Genomic DNA, 18,588 nt, shown 5'->3' with positions numbered 1-18,588 from the left:
GGCCGAAGGGCACCTTCGTGGCATCAGATGCCAGGAAGGTGCCCTTCGGCGCGTCAGCTGGGAGGAAGGTGCCCTTCAGCCCGCCGCGGCCGCCCGGTCCTCCGCGCGGCCGAAGCGCATCACCCCGTCGTCCACGCGGGCGAACCGCATGTCCGCCAGGTCCAGCAAGTAGTTCTGGCGCATCATCCACGGCCGCCTCTCACCCTGCTTCGGCAGGCCGGAGGCGGCCCTCTTGATGTACCCCGATGCCAGGTCCACGATCGGGCGCGGCCGCCCCGCCGACGACGCCGAAGCGGCGTCCGGGGCGCAATACGCGTAGCCGCGCCGATCCAGGTACGCCAGCAGCCGGCACACGTACTGGGACGTCAGGTCCGCCCGCAGCGTCCACGAGTTGTTCGTGTAGCCCACGCACCAAGCCAGGTTCGGCACGCCGCCGAACATCATGCCCTTGTACGCCCGCTGCTCCCCCGGCTCGATCGCGCGACCGTCGACCGTCAGCGAGATCCCGCCGAACGCCACCAGGCGCAGGCCCGTCGCCGTCACGATGAGGTCCGCCGGCAGCGAACGGCCCGACTCCAGCAGAACGCCGGACTCCGTGAACCGCTCGATCCGGTCCGTCACGATGTCCGCTTTGCCCGACCGCAGTGCCCGGAACAGGTCCGCGTCCGGCACCAGGCACAGCCGCTGGTCCCACGGGTCGTACGACGGCACGAAGTGCGGGTCCACCGGGATCGACGCCGGCAGCTGCGCCGCCACGCGATCCCGCAAGGCCTGGGCCGCCCGGCGAGGCAGCCGTCGCATCAGCTGGAAGAACAGTGTGCCCATGACCACGTTCTTGCCCCGCACCACCCGGTGCGCGAGCTTTTCCGGCAGCAGCGCCCGCAGACGGTCGGCCAGTGCGTCCCGCCCCGGCCGCGCCACGATGTACGACGGCGAACGCTGCAGCATCGTCACGCCGGAAGCGGTGGAGGCCATCGCCGGCACCAGCGTCACCGCCGTCGCGCCGCTGCCGATCACCACGACCCGCTTGCCGGTGTAATCCAAAGAAACCGGCCAGTGCTGGGGGTGCACGATCTCCCCCGCGAACTCCGCGCGGCCCGGGAAGTCGACGACGTGGCCGCTCTCGTAGGAGTAGTAGCCACTGCACAGGTACAGGAACCGGCAGGTGAACGTCGCCCCGTGCTCGGTCGAGACCGTCCACAGCGCCGACGAAGACGACCACGACGCCCGCACCACGCGGTGGCCGAAGCGGATGTGCGACGTCACTCCGAAAGCCTCGGCCGTCGAGCGGATGTACGTCAGGATCGACGGGCCGTCCGCGATCGCCTTCGGGTCCTTCCACGGCCGGAACGGGTAGCCGAGGGTGAACATGTCCGAATCGGACCGGATGCCCGGATAGCGGAACAGGTCCCAGGTGCCGCCGATGGTGTCGCGCGCCTCCAGCACGGCGTACGTCTTGCCCGGCAGCCGCTCCTGGAGCCGGCAGGCGGCGCCGACGCCGGACAGGCCGGCGCCCACGATCAGGACGTCCACGTGCTCGGCGGTGGTCATGAATTCCAGCCTAACCGAGGTGGGGACCCCGCCGGACCGGGTCGGGGCACCGGCCCGGCGGGGAGAACCACTTCAGTTTCCGGGGGGTCCGGGTGGCGGAGCCCCCGGCCGGGGCGAAGCCCCGCTTGTCACAGGGGCACGACCTTCGTCGCGCCGAAGGAACCCTTGAGCGGCACCGTCACGGACTTGCCGTGCACCTTGACCGTGACGCTGTCCTGCGTCTGCGTCGGGTCCGACACGGCGAGCTGCGTCCGGAACCCGGAGTGCCCGATCGCCACCGACGCCGGCCCGGACACACTCACGCCGTCGACCGAGCCGGCCGCGAAGAAGTTCGCCAGCAGCGTGTCGCCCGTCCGGACCGCCTGCACCACCGAGGTGTTCGAAAGAACGCGCCACGCCCACGACGCCGTGAGCGTCCCGACCACCGACGCACCCGGAAGCACCGCGTACGCATAGGTCGCGTCGACCGGCTTCGCGCCGTGCTCCAGCACCAGCTTCTGGTACCGGCGCGTGTTCGGCGTCGTCGTGCCCTTGGTGTTGGCGCCCGTGTCGATGTCGCGCCACGCACCGGTGCGGTCCTCGCGCAGCGCCGTCACCGGCGCGTCGTCCAGGAGCACGTACCCGCCGACGTTCTCCAGGTGCGCCCAGTGCGGCCGCCGCAGCGCGGATGCCTTGCCGAGGTCGGTCGGGACGCGCCGGAAGTCCGCGGTCAAGGCACCGCGACCGCCTTCGCCGAGGTTGCGGTTCTCGATCGTCGTGCGCACGTTCGACGCCGACGTGCTGGTGATTCCCGCGCCCAGGCAGACGATCCCGGACGGCGTGAAGAACCACGACTTCTTCGCGACCAGCGAGCCGTCCCAGGACTTGAAGTCCATCGCGAAGGCGCCGTGCTTGTCGTCCCAGCGGACGCCGCCGGTGTGCGGGTTCGGGCCGACCGGCACCCCGCCGAACTTCGGGTCGACCGGGCCGTCGTTCTCGGTCGTGCCGGGCAGCAGCAGCGGGTCGACCGTCGGCCAGTAGGCGTCGGTGTAGTGGCCCTTGGCATTCGGCAGGAACGTGTAGAGCACGCCGTCGCCGACGTGGTAGCCCTTGAGGTTCTGGCCGTTGATGGACTCGTAGCGCGAGATCCGCGTCGAGCTGACGCCCAGGGACGCCGACCAGTCGTCGGTGACGTGCACCATCCGGTCCTGCTGGCCGAAGTCCCGGTGCGTGGCGACGACCCGCGCCGGGCGCGCGCCCGAGGCCAGCATGTCCTGCGCGAACTCGATGCCCGGCGTCGCCACCAGGTCCGGGCCGGGTGCGAACCGCTCCGGGTCGGGGATCTTCAGGAACGGCGCGTACGTGCCTTCCTTGATCCACTTCGCGGCGAGGGCGTTGAGGTCGGTCTTCGTCTTCCCCGAAGCCGTGCGGGCCAGGACCAGCGTCGCGACCGTCAACTGGTGGCCGATGTCGTGCCCGGTCTCGCCCTGGCGCGAAAGCATGCGGCCGCGGACCGGCTCCATCAGCGCGCCCGCGTAGACGAACGGCGCGAAGCTGTCCGCGACCAGCGCGTAGATCTTGTCCTTGAGCGCCTGCGGCAGCGCGTACTCGGTGCCCGCCGTGACGTGGATGGCGCCGGCGAGCGCGGTGAGCAGGACGATGCCGTAGTGCCCGGGGTACGGGATGGTGTCGTGCTGGATGAACGAGCCGTCGACGTGGAAGCCGTCGCCCGCCGCGCGGTCCAGCTTGGCGACGACGCTCGCCGCGCCCCCGCCCGCGACGTCGGTGAGCGCGTCGATGCCCGTCTTGATCCACGCCGTGTCGCCGATCAGCGCGCCGGCGACGATCGAGATCAGGCCCTTGTCGGCTCTGTTCGCGCCGGTCTCGACGACCGCGGTGTTGTTCGCGCGGAGGTTCGGGTTCCCGACGAACCGCTTGATCGGGCTGACGTACCGGGCCAGCTCGTCGGCGGTCAGCTGGTCGGCGACCACCGAAAGCGTGTGCAGCACGTAGTACGGGACGCCGATTTCGTAGGTGTACCAGTTGCCGATCTCGCCGACGTCCGGGTTGTACTGGCTCGCGTAGATCAGCTCGAGCGCCGCCTTGATCCGGTCGAGCACCACCGGGTCGCCGGACAGCGCGCCACCCGGCGTGCCCCAGTCGACGGCGATCGCGCGCAGCCGGGCGTACATCGACGTCGTGTAGTCGCTGCCGGGGCCGAGCGGCAGGTCCGTCCACAGTGGAGCGCCACCGCCGGCGACGGACAGGCTCGCGTTGTAGGCCTTGGCGACGCGGCCGAGGTTGGCCAGCGCCTCGGTGCGTTCCGGCGACGGCCGGTTGATGCCGGACTGCAGCTGCCGGTAGGCCGCGACGATCGGCGCGGTCGCGGCCGGGACCGCGCTCGACGCGGGCGTCGCGGCGGCCACCGGAGTGGCGGCCGAGGCGAACGCGGGACGGGTGAGGAACACAGTGGAAGCGGCCGCCAGGGCGCCGCCGCGCAGGGCGTTTCTCCGGTTCACGGGCATGACAATGCCTCCCAGGGGCGGGGAACGGAACTTCGGTCGCGGCGGCGGAAAAGCTGTCGTGAGTGAGAAACAGTGTTCTAACCCTGTTTCTCACTCACGACGGGGGTCAGCGGGAGCCGTCGGTGCGGCGGGGCAGCTGCCAGGGGTTGGCCTCCTGCAGGGGTTCGGGCAGCAGTGCGTCGGGGAAGCCCTGCCAGGCGATCGGGCGCAGGAACCGCTCGATCGCGGCGGTACCGACGGACGTCGTGGTCGGGGCGGTCGTGGCCGGGTACGGGCCGCCGTGCTGCTGGGCCCAGCTCACCGTGACGCCGGTGGGCCAGTCGTTCCACAGCAGCCGGCCGGCGATGCGGCCCAGCGCCGGCAGCACCGGCCGGATCCAGTCCACATCGGACTCTTCGCCGTGGATCGTGGCGGTGAGTCCCGGTTCGATGACGTCGAGCAGGCGCAGCAGCTCGGCCTGGTCGGCGTAGGTGACGATCAGCGACGCCGGGCCGAAGCACTCTTCGTGCACCGCGTCGCCGCCTTCGAGGAACTGCTTGCCCGTGGTGGCCAGCAGCGTCGGCGTGAAGGCCGGCGACTCCGAAGCCGACTCCGACACGACGTCGACGCCCGGCACCTCCCGCAGCTGCGCCAGCTTGTCGGCGTACCCGGCGGCGATGCGGTCGTTGAGCATCGGCTGGGCCGCGGCGCCCTCCAGCGCCGAGCGCAGCGTGTCGGTCAGGCCGTGGTCCTCGGGCAGGAACACCAGGCCCGGCTTGGTGCAGAACTGGCCGGCGCCGAGGCTGAACGACCCGGCGTAGCCCTTCGCGACGGCTTCCCCGCGCGCGGCGATGGCGGCCTCGGTGACCACGACCGGGTTGACGCTGCCGAGCTCGCCGTAGAACGGGATCGGCCGCGGCCGCGCGTTCGCGATGTCGAACAGTGCCCGCCCGCCGGGGATCGAGCCGGTGAACGACGCCGCCGCGATCCGCGGGTCCTTCAGCGCGGTGACGCCTTCCTCCTGCCCGAAGATGACATCGAAGATGCCGTCGGGCGCACCCGCGCCGACCAGGGCTTCGCGCACGATCCGGCCGGTCAGCGCGGACAGCTCCGGGTGGCCCGGGTGGGCCTTGAGGATCACCGGGCAGCCCGCGGCGAGCGCGGACGCCGTGTCGCCGCCGGCGACGCTGAACGCGAACGGGAAGTTGCTGGCCGCGAACACCAGCACCGGCCCGATCGCGGTCTTGACGCGGCGGATGTCCGGGCGCGGTCCCATCGGCCAGTCCGCGTCGGCGTGGTCGACGGTGGCGCCGAGGTACTCGCCGTCGGTGAGGACCTCGCCGAACAGGCGGAGCTGGAACGTCGTGCGCTTCAGCTCGCCGGACAGCCGCGGGGTGGCGGGCAGGTGGGTCTCGCGGTGGGCGAGCGGGACGAGGTCGTCCGCGGCGGCGTCGAGGGCGTCGGCGGCCGCTACGAGCCAGCGGGCGCGCTCGGCCGGGGTCGCCTCGGCGGCGGGACGGGCGGCCGCGGCGGCTCCCGTCAGGATCTTCTCGAGCGTGGCGGCGTCGGTTGCCTGGCTCATCGGGGTACAGCTCCTCAGTGGATCTCGTGGGCGGCGGCGGTGGCCGTGCCGAGGTCGCCCCAGCGACCAGGTCCGGCCAAGCCGAGGTGGTACAGGTGCAGCTCCGCGGCGCCCGCCTTGGCCAGCTCGCCGACGTACGCGGCGATGTCCGGCACCGGTGCGGCGGCGACCGCGGTGATGTAGCTGCCGATCGCGACCCGGCCGGGCAGGGCCTCCCGGGCCGCCGCGACGGCGTCGGCCCCGGTGGTGGGCGTCCACCCGAACAATACGACCGCGTCGGCGTCGTCCGCAGCGGACGGCGTCAGCCCGGGCAGCGCGCCGGTGACCCACGGGTCGAGCGCGCCGTGCAGCACGACGCGCGTCCCCGCCGGCAGCTGGGCCAGCACGTCGGCCCGCAGCGCGTCGGTGGCCCGCTGCCGGGTCCGCAGCAGCGCCTGGCTCAGCGACGGCGGCAGGTCGTCCGCCGTGACGCCCAGGTCGCCGGTCGCGACCAGCCGCCGGACCTCCTCGACGAGTTGGGCCCGGACCGTGTCGGCATCGAGGTCCCACGAAGAAGCGCAGGCATCGCAGCAGCAGATCGACAGCAGCCGGGCCACCGCGGGCGCCCAGACGCCGTCGGTCTTCTCGTGCTGGTGCTGGTGCACCGCGCCGAGCGGGCCGCAGGCTTCGAGGATCACCGACGACAGCTCCAGCCCGGCGACGGCTTCGGCGGTCAGCGTCGCGGCGTACTCGCGCACCGCGGGTTGCGACGGGCACAGCGCCCAGGGGTAGGTCTCGCCGAAGCAGTTGCGGACCGCGACGTCCGGGTGCTCGTAGCCGAGCTGCGAGTTGTGGGTCAGCACGATCCACGCGGCGGCCGGGATGCCGGCCTCGTTGAGCAGCCGGACGGCGTCACCACCGCTGTCCCGAGCAGCGACCCAGTCCGGAGTGGACGGACGCAAACGTTTGCCTTCCCAGGCTTCCGCACGCACGGGCCGGTAGAAGGCCGCGTGCCGCGCGACCACGGCCGTCCGCGAAGCCGACCACGGCGTCGCGGCGCGGGCGCTGTGGTACGACAGCGCCACGGCCACCTCGTCGACGCCCAGATCCCGGGCGCGCGCGGCGAAGCCGGACTCCAGGACGTCCCAGGGGTAGGCGTATCCCGTCACCTTCACCGGGTCACCACCTCGTCGTGTTCGGCTCGAACCCGGCAACGTACTTGCGCATGTAGGTCACGTCGTCCCGCTTGGTCAGTCCACATCGGACGTAGTTCTCGTGCAGCCGGGCCAGCGCGTCCTCGTCCAGCTTGACGCCCAGTCCCGGCGTCGACGGCACCGCCACGGCGCCGTCGCGGAACTCCAGCACACCCGGCTCGATGACGTCCTCGACCTTCCACGGCCAGTGCGTGTCGCAGGCGTAGGTCAGGTGCGGGGTCGCCGCGGCGACCTGCACCATCGCGGCCAGGCTGATCCCGAGGTGGCTGTTGGAGTGCATCGACAGGCCGACGCCGAAGCTCTCGCACGTCGTCGACAGCGACTGCGTCGCCCGCAGGCCGCCCCAGAAGTGGTGGTCCGACAGCAGCACGCCGATCGCGCGCGCCCGGAAGCCCGGGTCGATGTCGCCGAAGTTCACCACGCACATGTTGGTGGCCAAGGGCATCGACGCTTCCGAAGCGACCCGGGCCATGCCTTCGATGCCCGGCGTCGGGTCTTCGAGGTACTCCAGGACACCGTCCAGCTCGGCCGCCACCCGGATCCCGGTTTCGACGGTCCACGCGCCGTTCGGGTCGATCCGCAGCGGGTGCCCGGGGAACGCCTCGGCCAGCGCGCGGATCCCGTCGACCTCCTGGCCGGGCTCGAAGACGCCGCCCTTGAGCTTGATCGAGCGGAAGCCGTACTCGTCGATCATCCGCTTCGCGGACCCGACCAGCGTCTCCGGCGTGGTGATCTCGCCCCAGGAGTCCTCGCGGCCGTCGACGTGCTCGCCGTACTTGTAGAACAGGTAAGCCGAGAACTCGACGGCGTCGCGGGCCTTGCCGCCGAGCAGGTCGGTGATCGGCCGGCCGAGGTACTGCCCCTGCGCGTCCAGGCACGCGACCTCGAACAGCGAGTAGACGCTCGCGATGGTCTTGCGGATCGAGAACCCGCCGATCAGCCCGTGGGCGTCGGTCAGGACCGTGTCCGACAGCGCCCGCGCGACCAGCCGCTGCAGGCCGGGCAGGTCGAAGACGTCGTGGCCGCGCAGCTGCGGCAGCACCTTGCGCACCTCGCCGAGGAACGCGTCGTCGCCGTAGGACTCGCCGAGCCCGACGATGCCGTCTTCGCACTCGACCTGCACGACGCTGCGCAGCGCGAACGGCTCGTGCACACCCATGACGTTGAGCAGCGGCGGGTCGGCGAACGCGACCGGCGTCAGCACCACATCGAGGATCTTCATCAGCCCAGCGCCTTCAGCGTGACGAAGCCGTCCTCCACGACCTTCTCGAGCCGGTGGATCTGCTCCGGCGTCGGCTCGACCAGCGGCGGCCGGACCGGGCCGACCTTGTCGCCGCGCAACCGGGCGGCGGCCTTGACCAGGGAGACGGCGAAGCCGGGCGTCTCGTCCCGCAGCGCCACCAGCGGCAGGTAGAAGCCGGTCAGCAGCGCGTCCATCACGCGGGTGTCGCCCTCGCCGAGCGCGCGGTGGAAGCGGTGCGCGATCTCCGGCGCGAAGCAGTGCACGGCGGAGGAGTAGCGGGCGACGCCGATCGAGGCGTACGCCTTGGCCGAGACCTCCGCGGTCGGCAAGCCGTTGAAGAACAGGAAGTTCCGCGCCCGCTCGGTGTCCAGCGCGCGGATGGTGGTGACGATCCGGGTCATCACCTCGACGTCGCCGTAGCCGTCCTTGAGCCCCACGATCGAGGGGATGTCGAGCAGCGACGCCGCGGCCGGCGCGCTGAACACGCCGGTGCCGCGGTGGTAGACGATCACCGGCACCGAAGAGTCGCCGACGGCGTAGCGGACGAAGTCGACCAGCCCCGCCTGCGGCCCGGAAACGAGGTACGGCGGCAGCAGCAGAACGCCGTCGGCGCCCCCGGCCTGGGCCGCCGCGATCCCGGCCCGCGCGGCCGCCGCGCCGCCCCCGGCGCCCACCCAGACCGGGACGCGGCCGGCGGCCACCTCACGGGACCGGATGAGCACCGAGGCGTGCTCGGCGGGCGAGAGCGAGCTGAACTCGCCGGTGCCGCACGCGACGAACAGCGCACCGGCGCCGGCCGCGATGTGGCTCTCCACGTTCTCCGCGAGCGCGTCGAGGTTGACCTCGAGGTCCTCGGTGAACGGGGTGAGGGGGAACGCCAGCAGGCCGTCCAGCTCGATCTCGTTCTGTGCCATCAGTTTCCGCTCTCTCGTCCTTTATCGGTTTCGGCCGGGTGTGGCCAGCGTCAGGCGGGCACGGTCGTGCCTTCCTTCGTGCGGTCGACGTCGTCGTCGGTGTTCACGGTGTCGACGATCTCATCGGCCGCCGCGCTCCGCTCGGGCGCGATCAGGCCGAGGCCGACGTAAAGGGCGAGCGAGACCAGGATGGGCGTGGCGACGAGCACCGTCTGGTTCGCGTTGAAGACGTAGTAACAGAGAGCGTAGTCGAGCAGGCCGCCCGCCCAGGAGATCAGCGCCGCGCGCGGGCCGCACTTGCGGAACCACGGCAGCATGCCGAGCAGCAGCGGGATCGAGATCGGGCCCATCAGCGCGGCGACCCAGTTGACGACGATCTGCAGCACACCGCCGAGGTTCTGCGCCTGCGTGGCCACGAGCATCGTCAGCGCCACGAAGATCACCGTGGTGATCCGCGCCGCCTTGAGGCCCTGGACGTCGGTCCACTGCCGGGTGCGGCGGAACATCGCCGGGATCATGTCGCGGGTGATCACCGCGGAGATCGCGTTGGCGTCGGAGGAGACCATCGCCATGGTGTGCGAGAAGATCCCGGCCAGCACCAGGCCGATCAGGCCCGGCGGCAGGAACGTCGTCGTCATGATCGCGTACGACTGCGTGGGGTCCTTGACGCCCGGGATGAGCAGCGGCGCCGCGAACATCGGGAACATCAGCACCAGCGGCCACACGAGGTACAGCGCGGACGAAAGCCGTGCGCCGCGCCGGGCTTCGTGGGTGTTCGGCGCCGCCATGTAGCGCTGCGCCAGGTTCCACATGCCTCCGTTGTACTCCAGCGTCTTCACGAGCACGTAAACGAGCAAGAAGATGGTGGTGTACTTGGACGTCACCGGATCGAGGTGGTTTTCGGGCAGCTTGTCCCACATCGTCCAGAGCGCGGAGATCCCGCCCAGCTTGCCCAGCACGACCACGATCATCACGATCGCCGCGATGCCCTGGATGACGAACTGGCCGAAGTCGGTGAGGGCGTCGGCCCACAGCCCGCCGATGGTGCAGTAGACCAGCGTGACGGCGCCGGTGATGAGGATGCCGAGGTTGTAGTCCAGCCCGGCGAAGACGTGCAGCAGCGTCGCGACGGCGAACCACTTGGCCGCGATGTCGAAGATCTTCAGCAGGCTGCCGCTCCAGGCGAGCGCCTGCTGCGTCGGCACGTTGTACCGCTTGGCCAGGTACTCCAGCGGCGAGGCGACGCCGAGCTTCGAGCGCAGCCGGTTCCACCGGGCGGCGAACAGCCAGCTGCCGATGCCCACGCCGATGCCGATGCTGGCGAAGCCCCAGAAGTACACGGTGACGCCGCTGGTGTACGCGACGCCCGCGTACGCGACGAAGAGCACGGCGCTGTAGCCCGACATGTGGTGCGAGATGCCGGCCAGCCACCACGGCATCTTGCCGCCGGCCGTGAAGAAGTCCTTCACGTCACTGACCCGTTTGTGCGACCACCAGCCGATCACGATCATCAGCGCGAAGTACGCGCAGACCATCGTCCAGTCGAGTGCGTGCACCGCAGGCTCCTTTCCGCGTCCACGGCGATGCGGTCTCGAACGAGATGTTCACATCCATGAACGGAGTCTGTTATAGTGATTATGTTCATCCATAAGAACGTTGTTCGGGACGCTAATATGGCCGGAGTCACAAGTCAACGGCCGGACGGAGGCACACAAATGCCGCAGAAGGTGGACAACCTGGACGCCCGAGCGGACGGTGCCCCCGCCGAATCCTCGGGAGTGAAGTCCGCTCGCCGGGCCGTCGACCTCATCGAGACCTTCGCGGCGAACGACGTCTGGCTGTCTCTCTCGGACCTGCACGCGCGCACGGGCTTCCCGCGCTCGTCGCTGCACGGCCTGCTGCGGACGCTGCTGGAGGCCGGCTGGCTGGAGGCGGACGCCAACACCGCTCGCTACCGCCTCGGCGTCCGCGCGCTGATCTGCGGCACGGCGTACCTGGACCGCGACGCCGTCGTCCCGTTCGCCACCGAGGCCCTGGAGCGCATCCGGGAGAAGACCGGCTTCACCGCGCACTTCGCGCGGCGCAACGGCACCGAGGTCGTCTACCTGGAGACTCGCGAGTCGCAGCGGTCCACGCACCTCGTCTCCCGCGTCGGGCGCACGCTGCCCACGCACGCGACCGCGCTGGGCAAGGCGCTGCTGGCCGAGCTGACGCACGACGAGATCGAGGCGCTGATGCCGGCGACGCTGCCGCCGCTGACGCCGAACACCATCACCACGCTCGAAGCCCTGCACGCCGAGTGCGCCGCGACGCGCGAGCGCGGGTACGCCGCCGAGGTCGAGGAAGGCACCCTGGGCGTCCGCTGCGTCGCCGCGGTGATCCCCTATCGGATCCCGGGCACGGACGCGATCAGCTGCTCGATGCCGATCTCCCAGGTGACCGACGCCGACGCCCAGCGCGTTGGCGAGCTGCTCGCCGAAACCACCGCCGAGCTCGGGCAGCAACTGCGCCGGGCCGGAATTCGCTGACCGCCGCCTTTACCGAGAGGAATCCCATGACGGACCAGCGTGTGCTCATCACCGGGTCGGCGGGTGTCGTCGGCACCCTGATGCGCCCTCGCCTGAAGCGCGACGGCCGGGTGCTGCGCCTGCTCGACCTCGCCCCGCAGACGGCGTCGGACGCCTCCGAGGAGATCGTGACGGCGTCGGTCACCGACGCCGACGCGATGGCTGCGGCGTGCTCGGGGGTCGACGCGCTGATCCACCTCGGCGGGCACAGCCGCGAGAACACGTGGGAAGCGACGCTCGACGTCAACATCAACGGGACGCAGACGGTCCTGGAGGCGGCGCGGTCGGCGGGGATTTCGCGCGTGATCCTGGCCTCGAGCAACCACGCGGTGGGCTTCCGGCGGAACGACTCCGATCTGCCGGCGGACTCGTCACCGCGGCCGGACACGTACTACGGCGTCAGCAAGGCGGCGATCGAGGCGCTCGGCAGCCTGTACCACTCGCGCTTCGGCATGGACGTGATCGTGATCCGCATCGGTTCGTGCTTCGAGACGCCGTTGCCGCTCGGCCCGCGCGGCCTGACGACGTGGCTCTCGCCGGACGACGGCGCGCGGCTCTTCGAGGCCTGCCTGTCGGCGCCGTCGCCGGGGTACCGGCTGATCTGGGGCGTCTCGGACAACACGCGCCGGATCTACTCCCTGGCCGAGGCGGAGGCGCTGGGCTACAAGTCCCTGGACGACGCCGAGGTGTACGCCGAGCAGCTGGCTTCCCGCCCCGCGCCGACCGGGGCCGCGGCCGAGTACGTCGGCGGCCCGTTCTGCACCGCTCCCCTGGGCGTCTTCAACCCGCTCTGACGGTCTTAAGGAAGCCGCGAAGGTACTAGTACCTTCGCGGCTTCCTCGTCTCATCGGGTCAAGCCAGGGTGGCGCCATGATCTTGAAGTCACGCCGTGCGCGGAAGTGGACCATCGTCGTGGCGTGCGTGCTCGTGGTCGTCGTCGGCGCCGCGTTCACGCTGTTCGAGGTGTCGAAGTCGCGGACCTTCCAGTTCTTCGGCACGCTCGTGAACCGCGTCGAGACCACCGAGAAGATCGTCGCACTCACCTTCGACGACGGTCCCCACCCCGCGGGTACGCACGCCATCCTCGACACGCTTCGCGAGCGCGAAGTGCCGGCGACCTTCTTCCTCATCGGCCGGGACATCGCCGCGCACCCCGATCTCGCGCGCGACATCGCCGCGGCGGGGCACGAACTCGGCAACCACAGCTTCAGCCACGAGCGGATGATCGGCGTGACACCGGCCTGGGTCGCCGACGAGGTCGAAGCCACTGACGCCCTCATCCGCACCGCCGGCTACCCCGGCGAGATCCTTTTCCGGCCGCCGAACGGCAAGAAGCTCTTCGCGCTGCCGCACTACCTCGCCGAGCACAACCGGACGACGATCACCTGGGACGTCGAACCCGACTCCGACGGAACCCCGGACGCCGCCACCGTCGAGCGCACCACGCTCGACCGGGTCCGGCCGGGCTCGATCGTGCTGCTGCACGCCATGTACGCCTCTCGCGAGCAGACCCGGCAGGCGGTCGGGCCGGTCGTCGACCAGCTCAAGCAGCGCGGCTACCGGTTCGTGACCGTGTCGCAGCTGCTGGCAGCTCGACACTGACGACCCACTCGCCGTCGCGCGGCCCGTGCGTCAGCACTCCCCCGGCCGCCGCGGCCTGCTCCGCGAGCCCGGCCAGGCCGTAACCCCCGCCCGCGCGCGGAGTCCCTTTGAGCGGGTTGCGTGCGGTGATCGTCAGCCGGTCTCCCACTTCGACGTCCAGCCGCAGCCGGACGCCGGGACCGTTGTGCCGCAACGCGTTCACCGCCGCCTCGGCGACGAACCGCTCGGCCAGCTCCCGCACCGGGCGCGGCAGCGCGGGCAGCACCGGGTCGCGGTCGAGGACGAGACCCGCGGTGCGCAGCCGGGCCAGCACCTCGGCGAGGTCCGGCGCCCGCTCGGAGTCCTCCCGGAGGTCGTCGAGCGTGCGCCTGACGAGCGTCAGCGCGCCGCGCCCGGCGGCCAAGAGGGTGTCGAGGCGTTCGCGGTCGGCGTCGGTCAGGTCGCCGACCGCGCGCAGGGTCTCGGCCTGCACGAGCATCACGGCCGTGGTCTGCGCGAGGGTGTCGTGCAGCCGCCGGGCCGCGCGCTCGGCCCGGTCGGCCAGCGCGCGCCGGCGTTCGGCGCCGAGCAGCCAGGCGACCGCGCAGATCGTGAGGGCCAGGACCGTGCCGTCGAACGGGCCCTTCGCCGGGAACACGGCCCCGCCGACGATGAGCGCCGCCGCGGCCGCGAGCCACCGCTGGGGCGTGCTGTACAGGGCGAGCAGCACCGGCACGTACATCGTGTTGCGCGGCTGGTCGAGCAGCAGGTGCCCGGCCGTCGCGAGGGTGACCACGACCAGCACGAGCGCCGGGGCGCGGCGGGTCCACAGCAGCGGGATCAGCTGCACCGCGCTGAGCAGCGCGGCGACCCAGCCCTGGTGCGGGGTCCAGGCGCCGCTGGCGAAGAACACCGCCGCGGCCGCGGCCGTCGTGACGAGAGACTGGCGCATGCGCCCGACACTAGAGTGCGGGCATGATCCGGGTTCAGGTCGTCGACGACCACGCGCTCGTGCGCGAGGGCATCGCCCTGATCCTCGGGGCGCGGCCGGACCTCGACGTCGTCGCGCAGTACGCGAGCGGCCCGGAGCTGCTCGGTTCGTCCGTCGAGGCCGACGTCGTCCTGCTCGACCTCTACCTGCCGGGCATGGACGGCCTCGAAGTCCTGCGCCGCTTGCGCCCCCCGGCACCGCGCGTCCTGATGTTGACCACGGTCGGCCGGCCCCGCGAGATCCGCGACGCGCTCACCGCGGGCGCGGCCGGGTTCGTGCTGAAGGACTCGTCCGGCGACGAGCTCGCGGCCGCCGTCCGCGCCGCGCACCAGGGCGTGACCGCGTTGAGCCCGGCGGTGGCTTCGGCGCTGACCGGCGGCGGCACGCTGACCCCGCGCGAACGGGACGTCCTGGAACTGCTCGGCGAAGGACTGTCCAATCGGGACATCGCGGCGCGGCTGCGGCTGGCCGAGCGGACGGTCAAGGTCCACGTCGGGAACGTGCTGGCCAAGCTGGGCGTCACGAGCCGCACCCAGGCGGCGCTCGTGGCGCGGGACCGGTGAACTGGCTCCCGGCCTGGTGCGCGGAGCACCTGGGCAGCGTCCCGGGCGAGGTGCAGTTCGAGCGCACCTCGCTCTCGGCGGTCGTCGGGCTGCGGCTGGCCGACGGCCGGGAGGTCGTGGTGAAGGCCCGTGCGGACGACGGCCGGGCCGCGTCCTGCGTCGCCGCCCAGGCCCGGTTGGCGCAGCGCGGGTTCCCGTGCGCCCGGCCGCTCACCGCGGTCGTCGCCGTCGGCACGCTGGCGGTGCACGCCGAGGAGTCGCGCCCCGGCGGTGTGGTGCTGCGCGGCGACTCGCCGGCCGTCGCCGAGCGCTGCGCTGCGGTGTTCGCCTGGCTGATGGCCGAACTGGCCGGCGTCGACGTCGCGCCACCGTTGCCGAACCCGCGCTGGGCGCGGTGGGACCACCGGGATCCCGGGCTGTGGCCCGCCATCGGGTTCCTCGACGAGCGGGACCAGAGCGTGGTGCCGGCCCACGTCGTCGAGGCGGCCGGGCGGGCCCGGGCACGGTTGCTCGCCACGGACCTGCCGTGCGTGCTGGGCCACGCCGACTTCGAAGCGCAGAACCTCCGCTGGCACGACGACGTCTGGGCCGTGCACGACTGGGACAGCCTGGCGTGGCAGCCGGAGGCGGCGCTGGCCGGCGCGGCGTCCGGCGCGTTCGCCAGTGACTCCCCGCCGACGCTCGCCCCGATCGGGAGTTCCGCCGCGTTCCTGACGGCCTACCAGGACCTGCGCGGCCGCCGGTTCACCGCGGAGGAGCAGGAGATCGCGTGGGCGGCGAGCCTGTGGGTGGCGGCGCACAACGCGCGCTGGGAGGCGCTGCACGGCGATCCCCCGGTGTCCGGCGACGCGGTCCGCGCGCAGGCGGCCGAACGCCTCCGCCGCGCGAACGCGTGAACCGGGTTCACCCCTTGACGTACCGGGTCAGCATCGCGACCAGCTCGTCCTCGAGCCTGCCCACGTCCACCGGCTCGTGGTCGGCGACGAGCTGGTGGATCACCAGCTCGACCGTCGTGACGATCAGCCGGGCCGCCGTCTCCGTGTCGGCGACCCGGACCTCGGGGTGGCCGTCCAGGAGCTCCCGCATGTAGGCGTCCAGGGACCGCTTCATCCGTTCGACCTTCTCCAGCAGCTCGTTCGTCTGCGGTGCCTGTTCCCGCAGCATCCGCAGCAAGCGGGGCTCACCGAGGTGGGATTCGATCGCACCGCGGATGAAGACGCGGAAGACCTGGTCGATCGGACCGGGCAGCTGCTCCCGCTGGACCCGCTCGGCGATGGCCATGCCGTCGTCGAGGTGGCGGACCAGCAGCTCGCCGAGGATCGCGTCCTTGTTCGGGAAGTACTGGTACAGCGAGCCGATGGAGATCCCGGCCCGCTCGGCGATGCGGTTGGTGGTGCCCGCGGCGTACCCGTGCTCACCGAAAACGTGAGCAGCCGCCGTCAGGATCCGCTGCCGGGTCAGCTCGGCGCGGACCTGCCGGGGCTGTTTACGTGGCTGGATGCGGCGCTGGTCCGACGACACGTCGCTCCCTTCGGCGCGCCTCGAAAAGCGAGTAGCGCAAGACCTGAATATTTGCTCATAATTATGCCATGACCAGCACAAATACGCTGACCACGCGGTACCGGCGGGTCTCCATGGCCGAGGTGCGGAGCCGGCTGGGCGCGCCCGAGGAGATGATCGAGGGCAAGAAGCTCGACCACGTCGACAAGCACGCCCGCCGCTTCATCGCCCATGCGCCGTTCCTCGCGCTGGCGACCACCGACGCCGCGGGCCGCACGGACTGCTCGCCCCGCGGCGACTACCCGGGCTTCGTGAAGGTCCTCGACGAGCACACGCTCGCGCTGCCCGACCGGCCCGGCAACAAGATCGCCGACTCGTTCCGCAACATCGCCGAGAACGACGGCGTCGGCCTGCTGTTCCTCATCCCGGGCATGCGGGAAACCCTGCGCGTCAACGGAAGCGCGTACGTCACCGACGACCCGGACGTCCTCGCCCGGATGCGCACCGAAGCCAAGGCGCCGATGCTGGCCATCATCGTCGAGGTCGCCGAGGCGTACTTCCACTGCGGCCGGGCGCTGCTGCGGTCGAGGCTGTGGGACCCCGCCAGCCAGGCGCTGGCGGCGGAGATGCCGTCGGCCGGCGAGATCGTCACCGATCAGCTGGGCGTGGCCGTCGACCCGGCCGTGTTCGAGCAGGTCCTCGAAGACAGCTACCGGAAGTTGTACTGAGCATGCAGAAAACGATGCTGGAGCGCGTCGAGCGCGTCGCCGACGATGTCGTCTCGCTGGTGCTTCGCGGTGACGAAGGGCCGCTGGAAGCGTGGGAGCCGGGCGCGCACGTCGACCTGGCACTGCCGAACTGGCTGACGCGGCAGTACTCGCTGTGCGGTGACCCCGGCGACCTCTCGGCGTACCGGATCGCGGTCCGGCTCGATCCGCTGAGCCGGGGCGGCTCGGAGTACGTCCACCGGTATCTCCGCGCGGGCCGGACGCTCGAAGTTTCCTCGCCGCGCAACCACTTCCCGCTCGTCCCCGCGCCGGAGTACCTGTTCCTGGCGGGCGGGATCGGGATCACGCCGATCGTGCCGATGCTGCGGGCGGCCGTCGCTTCCGGGGCCGACGCTTCGCTGGTCTACGTGGGACGGTCGGCTTCGACCATGCCGTTCGCGTCGGAACTCCTTGCCACGTATGGCGAACGAGTTTCCCTCTTCGTTCACAGGCGGCCGGATCTCGCTGACTTCGGGGATTTCTCGGGTGCGGTCTACTGCTGCGGACCGGCGTCGATGCTGGCCGCGGCGGAGGCGGTGTTCCCGGGGGTGCACGCCGAACGCTTCCAGCCGACACAGCGCGTCTTCGGGCCGGACGAACCGTTCGAGGTCGTGTGCGCGCGGTCCGGGACGACGATTCGGGTGCCGGCCGACGAGTCCCTGCTCGACGCGTTGAACCACGCCGGGCGGCCGGTGCCCGCCGGGTGCCGCGAAGGCGTTTGCGGGAGCTGCGAGCTGTCGGTGCTCGACGGCGAACCCGAGCACCGCGACGACATCGGGGCGCCGCCGGGGCGGATGTTCGCGTGCGTGTCGCGGGCGTCGTCACCGCGGCTCGTACTGGACGTCTGATGATCCCGAAGGTGCGTCGCCCCGCTTCGCGACGGATGATCACCCTCGAAGTCCTGGCGAACACCGCGCCGAGCCCGGCGTTCCGGACCGTCACGCTCGGCGGGTCGTCGCTCGGTGACCTGGAGGTGGCCGGCGCCGACCAGGCCGTGCGCCTGTTCTTCCCGCGTGCCGGCCAGAACGGGCTGCGGATGCCGACCTTGGACAACGAGGGCTGGATGGCGGAGGTCCTGATGCTGCCGAAGAGCCGCCGTCCGTGGGTGCGCAACTACACGATCCGGCGAGCCCGTCCGGGTGAGATCGACATCGAGTTCGCGCTGCACGACGGCGACGCTCCGGCGGCCGAGTGGGCCCGGCGGGCGCGTCCCGGCGATCCGGCCGGCATCTTCGACCTGGGCGTGAGCTACATGCCGCCGCCCGGGGTGTCGTGGCAGCTGCTGGCCGGGGACGAGAGCGCGGTGCCGGCGATCCTGGCGATCCTCGAGCACGCTCCTGCCGACCTCCGGGCCGAGGTGTTCCTGGAGGTGCCGTCGGCCGCGGACGTCCGGGAGGTCGAGGCGCCGCCCGGGGTGCGGGTGCACTGGCTGCCGCGTGCTCGGCCGGGTCGTCCCGGTGCCCTGGCTCTTTCGACGATCCTTGCCGCCGACCTGCCCGGTGAGCGGGCTTATGCGTGGGTCGCCGGGGAGTCGGCGCTGGCCACCGGGGTGCGCCGCCACCTGGTGCGAGACCGCGGCTGGGCGAAGTCCGACATCGCGTTCCTGGGCTACTGGCGGCACGGCCGGGCGGCGCCCGGCTGAGTATCCGGAGG

Annotated in this window: 17 protein-coding genes; 8 read left to right on the top strand and 9 right to left on the bottom strand. The window is 71.6% G+C overall.

Features of this window, described 5'->3' with window-relative positions; translation table 11 throughout:
- Positions 1-75: 75 nt before the first annotated feature.
- The 7 genes from AB0M59_RS20770 to AB0M59_RS20740 form a co-directional block, all read right to left on the bottom strand.
- Entirely contained in the window at positions 76-1,551 is a 1,476-nt protein-coding gene (locus AB0M59_RS20770) for an NAD(P)/FAD-dependent oxidoreductase (protein WP_364617233.1), read from the bottom strand.
- A gap of 128 nt (positions 1,552-1,679) precedes the next feature.
- Positions 1,680-4,055, bottom strand: a complete 2,376-nt coding sequence (locus tag AB0M59_RS20765; RefSeq protein WP_364617231.1) for a polysaccharide lyase 8 family protein — start codon at positions 4,053-4,055, stop codon at positions 1,680-1,682.
- Between the two features lie 106 nt (positions 4,056-4,161).
- On the bottom strand, positions 4,162-5,616 hold the full coding sequence (locus AB0M59_RS20760) for an aldehyde dehydrogenase (NADP(+)) (RefSeq protein ID WP_364617229.1): 1,455 nt from the start codon (positions 5,614-5,616) through the stop codon (positions 4,162-4,164).
- Between the two features lie 14 nt (positions 5,617-5,630).
- Complete coding sequence (locus AB0M59_RS20755) at positions 5,631-6,770, bottom strand: hypothetical protein (protein ID WP_364617227.1); 1,140 nt, start codon at positions 6,768-6,770, stop codon at positions 5,631-5,633.
- A gap of 4 nt (positions 6,771-6,774) precedes the next feature.
- A complete protein-coding gene (locus AB0M59_RS20750) occupies positions 6,775-8,031 on the bottom strand; it encodes a glucarate dehydratase family protein (protein WP_364617225.1) in 1,257 nt (418 codons plus the stop codon).
- Positions 8,031-8,966, bottom strand: a complete 936-nt coding sequence (locus tag AB0M59_RS20745; RefSeq protein ID WP_364617223.1) for a 5-dehydro-4-deoxyglucarate dehydratase — start codon at positions 8,964-8,966, stop codon at positions 8,031-8,033. Before AB0M59_RS20745 ends, AB0M59_RS20750 begins: the two co-directional genes overlap by 1 nt.
- Positions 8,967-9,016: 50 nt before the next feature.
- The gene (locus tag AB0M59_RS20740) at positions 9,017-10,522 is read right to left on the bottom strand and encodes a sodium:solute symporter family protein (RefSeq protein WP_364617221.1); all 1,506 of its coding nucleotides are present in this window, start codon (positions 10,520-10,522) and stop codon (positions 9,017-9,019) included.
- Positions 10,523-10,681: 159 nt separating this feature from the next.
- Between AB0M59_RS20740 and AB0M59_RS20735 the strand changes: the two genes are divergently transcribed.
- The 3 genes from AB0M59_RS20735 to AB0M59_RS20725 all read left to right on the top strand — a co-directional run bounded on the left by AB0M59_RS20735 (position 10,682) and on the right by AB0M59_RS20725 (position 13,135).
- Entirely contained in the window at positions 10,682-11,494 is an 813-nt protein-coding gene (locus AB0M59_RS20735; RefSeq protein WP_364617219.1) for an IclR family transcriptional regulator, read from the top strand.
- 26 nt (positions 11,495-11,520) lie between these two features.
- Positions 11,521-12,327: an NAD(P)-dependent oxidoreductase gene (locus AB0M59_RS20730; protein WP_364617217.1), complete on the top strand. Its 807-nt coding sequence runs from the start codon at positions 11,521-11,523 to the stop codon at positions 12,325-12,327.
- A 76-nt stretch (positions 12,328-12,403) separates the two neighbouring features.
- Positions 12,404-13,135 (top strand): polysaccharide deacetylase family protein, encoded by a 732-nt coding sequence (locus tag AB0M59_RS20725; protein WP_364617215.1) that lies wholly within the window; start codon positions 12,404-12,406, stop codon positions 13,133-13,135.
- Here the strand turns inward: AB0M59_RS20725 and AB0M59_RS20720 are convergent.
- Positions 13,077-14,066 carry a histidine kinase gene (locus tag AB0M59_RS20720; protein WP_364617213.1) on the bottom strand — a complete coding sequence of 330 codons (990 nt, stop codon included), beginning with the start codon at positions 14,064-14,066 and terminating at the stop codon, positions 13,077-13,079. The two genes, AB0M59_RS20725 and AB0M59_RS20720, sit on opposite strands and share 59 nt — an antisense overlap.
- Positions 14,067-14,089: 23 nt before the next feature.
- On the opposite strand from AB0M59_RS20720, the gene AB0M59_RS20715 reads away from it, so the two are divergent.
- On the top strand, positions 14,090-14,668 hold the full coding sequence (locus AB0M59_RS20715; protein ID WP_364617211.1) for a response regulator transcription factor: 579 nt from the start codon (positions 14,090-14,092) through the stop codon (positions 14,666-14,668).
- Entirely contained in the window at positions 14,665-15,564 is a 900-nt protein-coding gene (locus AB0M59_RS20710; RefSeq protein ID WP_364617209.1) for a hypothetical protein, read from the top strand. Before AB0M59_RS20715 ends, AB0M59_RS20710 begins: the two co-directional genes overlap by 4 nt.
- Before the next feature lie 7 nt (positions 15,565-15,571).
- Here the strand turns inward: AB0M59_RS20710 and AB0M59_RS20705 are convergent, their stop codons facing one another.
- A complete protein-coding gene (locus tag AB0M59_RS20705) occupies positions 15,572-16,189 on the bottom strand; it encodes a TetR/AcrR family transcriptional regulator (RefSeq protein WP_364617207.1) in 618 nt (205 codons plus the stop codon).
- A gap of 68 nt (positions 16,190-16,257) precedes the next feature.
- On the opposite strand from AB0M59_RS20705, the gene AB0M59_RS20700 reads away from it, so the two are divergent.
- From AB0M59_RS20700 to AB0M59_RS20690, 3 genes are read left to right on the top strand one after another with little or no spacing between them, the layout of a single operon-like run.
- Positions 16,258-16,896 carry a pyridoxamine 5'-phosphate oxidase family protein gene (locus AB0M59_RS20700; RefSeq protein ID WP_364617206.1) on the top strand — a complete coding sequence of 213 codons (639 nt, stop codon included), beginning with the start codon at positions 16,258-16,260 and terminating at the stop codon, positions 16,894-16,896.
- A gap of 2 nt (positions 16,897-16,898) precedes the next feature.
- The gene (locus AB0M59_RS20695; RefSeq protein ID WP_364617204.1) at positions 16,899-17,783 is read left to right on the top strand and encodes a PDR/VanB family oxidoreductase; all 885 of its coding nucleotides are present in this window, start codon (positions 16,899-16,901) and stop codon (positions 17,781-17,783) included.
- The gene (locus tag AB0M59_RS20690) at positions 17,783-18,577 is read left to right on the top strand and encodes a siderophore-interacting protein (RefSeq protein ID WP_364617202.1); all 795 of its coding nucleotides are present in this window, start codon (positions 17,783-17,785) and stop codon (positions 18,575-18,577) included. Before AB0M59_RS20695 ends, AB0M59_RS20690 begins: the two co-directional genes overlap by 1 nt.
- The last annotated feature ends 11 nt before the right edge of the window (positions 18,578-18,588 follow it).

It is taken from the genome of Amycolatopsis sp. NPDC051371, assembly GCF_040682155.1.
In the GTDB taxonomy this organism is placed as follows: Bacteria; Actinomycetota; Actinomycetes; order Mycobacteriales; family Pseudonocardiaceae; genus Amycolatopsis.
The sequence above is the reverse complement of the archived record's forward strand: the minus strand, read 5'-3'. Positions and strand labels throughout refer to the sequence as shown.

Bases quoted from the DNA above. Each gene is read 5' to 3' on its own strand.
- AB0M59_RS20765 (WP_364617231.1), bottom strand. From the start codon at position 4,055: ATGCCCGTGAACCGGAGAAACGCCCTGCGCGGCGGCGCCCTGGCGGCC.
- AB0M59_RS20770 (WP_364617233.1), bottom strand. From the start codon at position 1,551: ATGACCACCGCCGAGCACGTGGACGTCCTGATCGTGGGCGCCGGCCTG.
- AB0M59_RS20750 (WP_364617225.1), bottom strand. From the start codon at position 8,031: ATGAAGATCCTCGATGTGGTGCTGACGCCGGTCGCGTTCGCCGACCCG.
- AB0M59_RS20695 (WP_364617204.1), top strand. From the start codon at position 16,899: ATGCAGAAAACGATGCTGGAGCGCGTCGAGCGCGTCGCCGACGATGTC.
- AB0M59_RS20690 (WP_364617202.1), top strand. From the start codon at position 17,783: ATGATCCCGAAGGTGCGTCGCCCCGCTTCGCGACGGATGATCACCCTC.
- AB0M59_RS20725 (WP_364617215.1), top strand. From the start codon at position 12,404: ATGATCTTGAAGTCACGCCGTGCGCGGAAGTGGACCATCGTCGTGGCG.
- AB0M59_RS20700 (WP_364617206.1), top strand. From the start codon at position 16,258: ATGACCAGCACAAATACGCTGACCACGCGGTACCGGCGGGTCTCCATG.
- AB0M59_RS20720 (WP_364617213.1), bottom strand. From the start codon at position 14,066: ATGCGCCAGTCTCTCGTCACGACGGCCGCGGCCGCGGCGGTGTTCTTC.
- AB0M59_RS20760 (WP_364617229.1), bottom strand. From the start codon at position 5,616: ATGAGCCAGGCAACCGACGCCGCCACGCTCGAGAAGATCCTGACGGGA.
- AB0M59_RS20715 (WP_364617211.1), top strand. From the start codon at position 14,090: ATGATCCGGGTTCAGGTCGTCGACGACCACGCGCTCGTGCGCGAGGGC.
- AB0M59_RS20745 (WP_364617223.1), bottom strand. From the start codon at position 8,966: ATGGCACAGAACGAGATCGAGCTGGACGGCCTGCTGGCGTTCCCCCTC.
- AB0M59_RS20730 (WP_364617217.1), top strand. From the start codon at position 11,521: ATGACGGACCAGCGTGTGCTCATCACCGGGTCGGCGGGTGTCGTCGGC.
- AB0M59_RS20735 (WP_364617219.1), top strand. From the start codon at position 10,682: ATGCCGCAGAAGGTGGACAACCTGGACGCCCGAGCGGACGGTGCCCCC.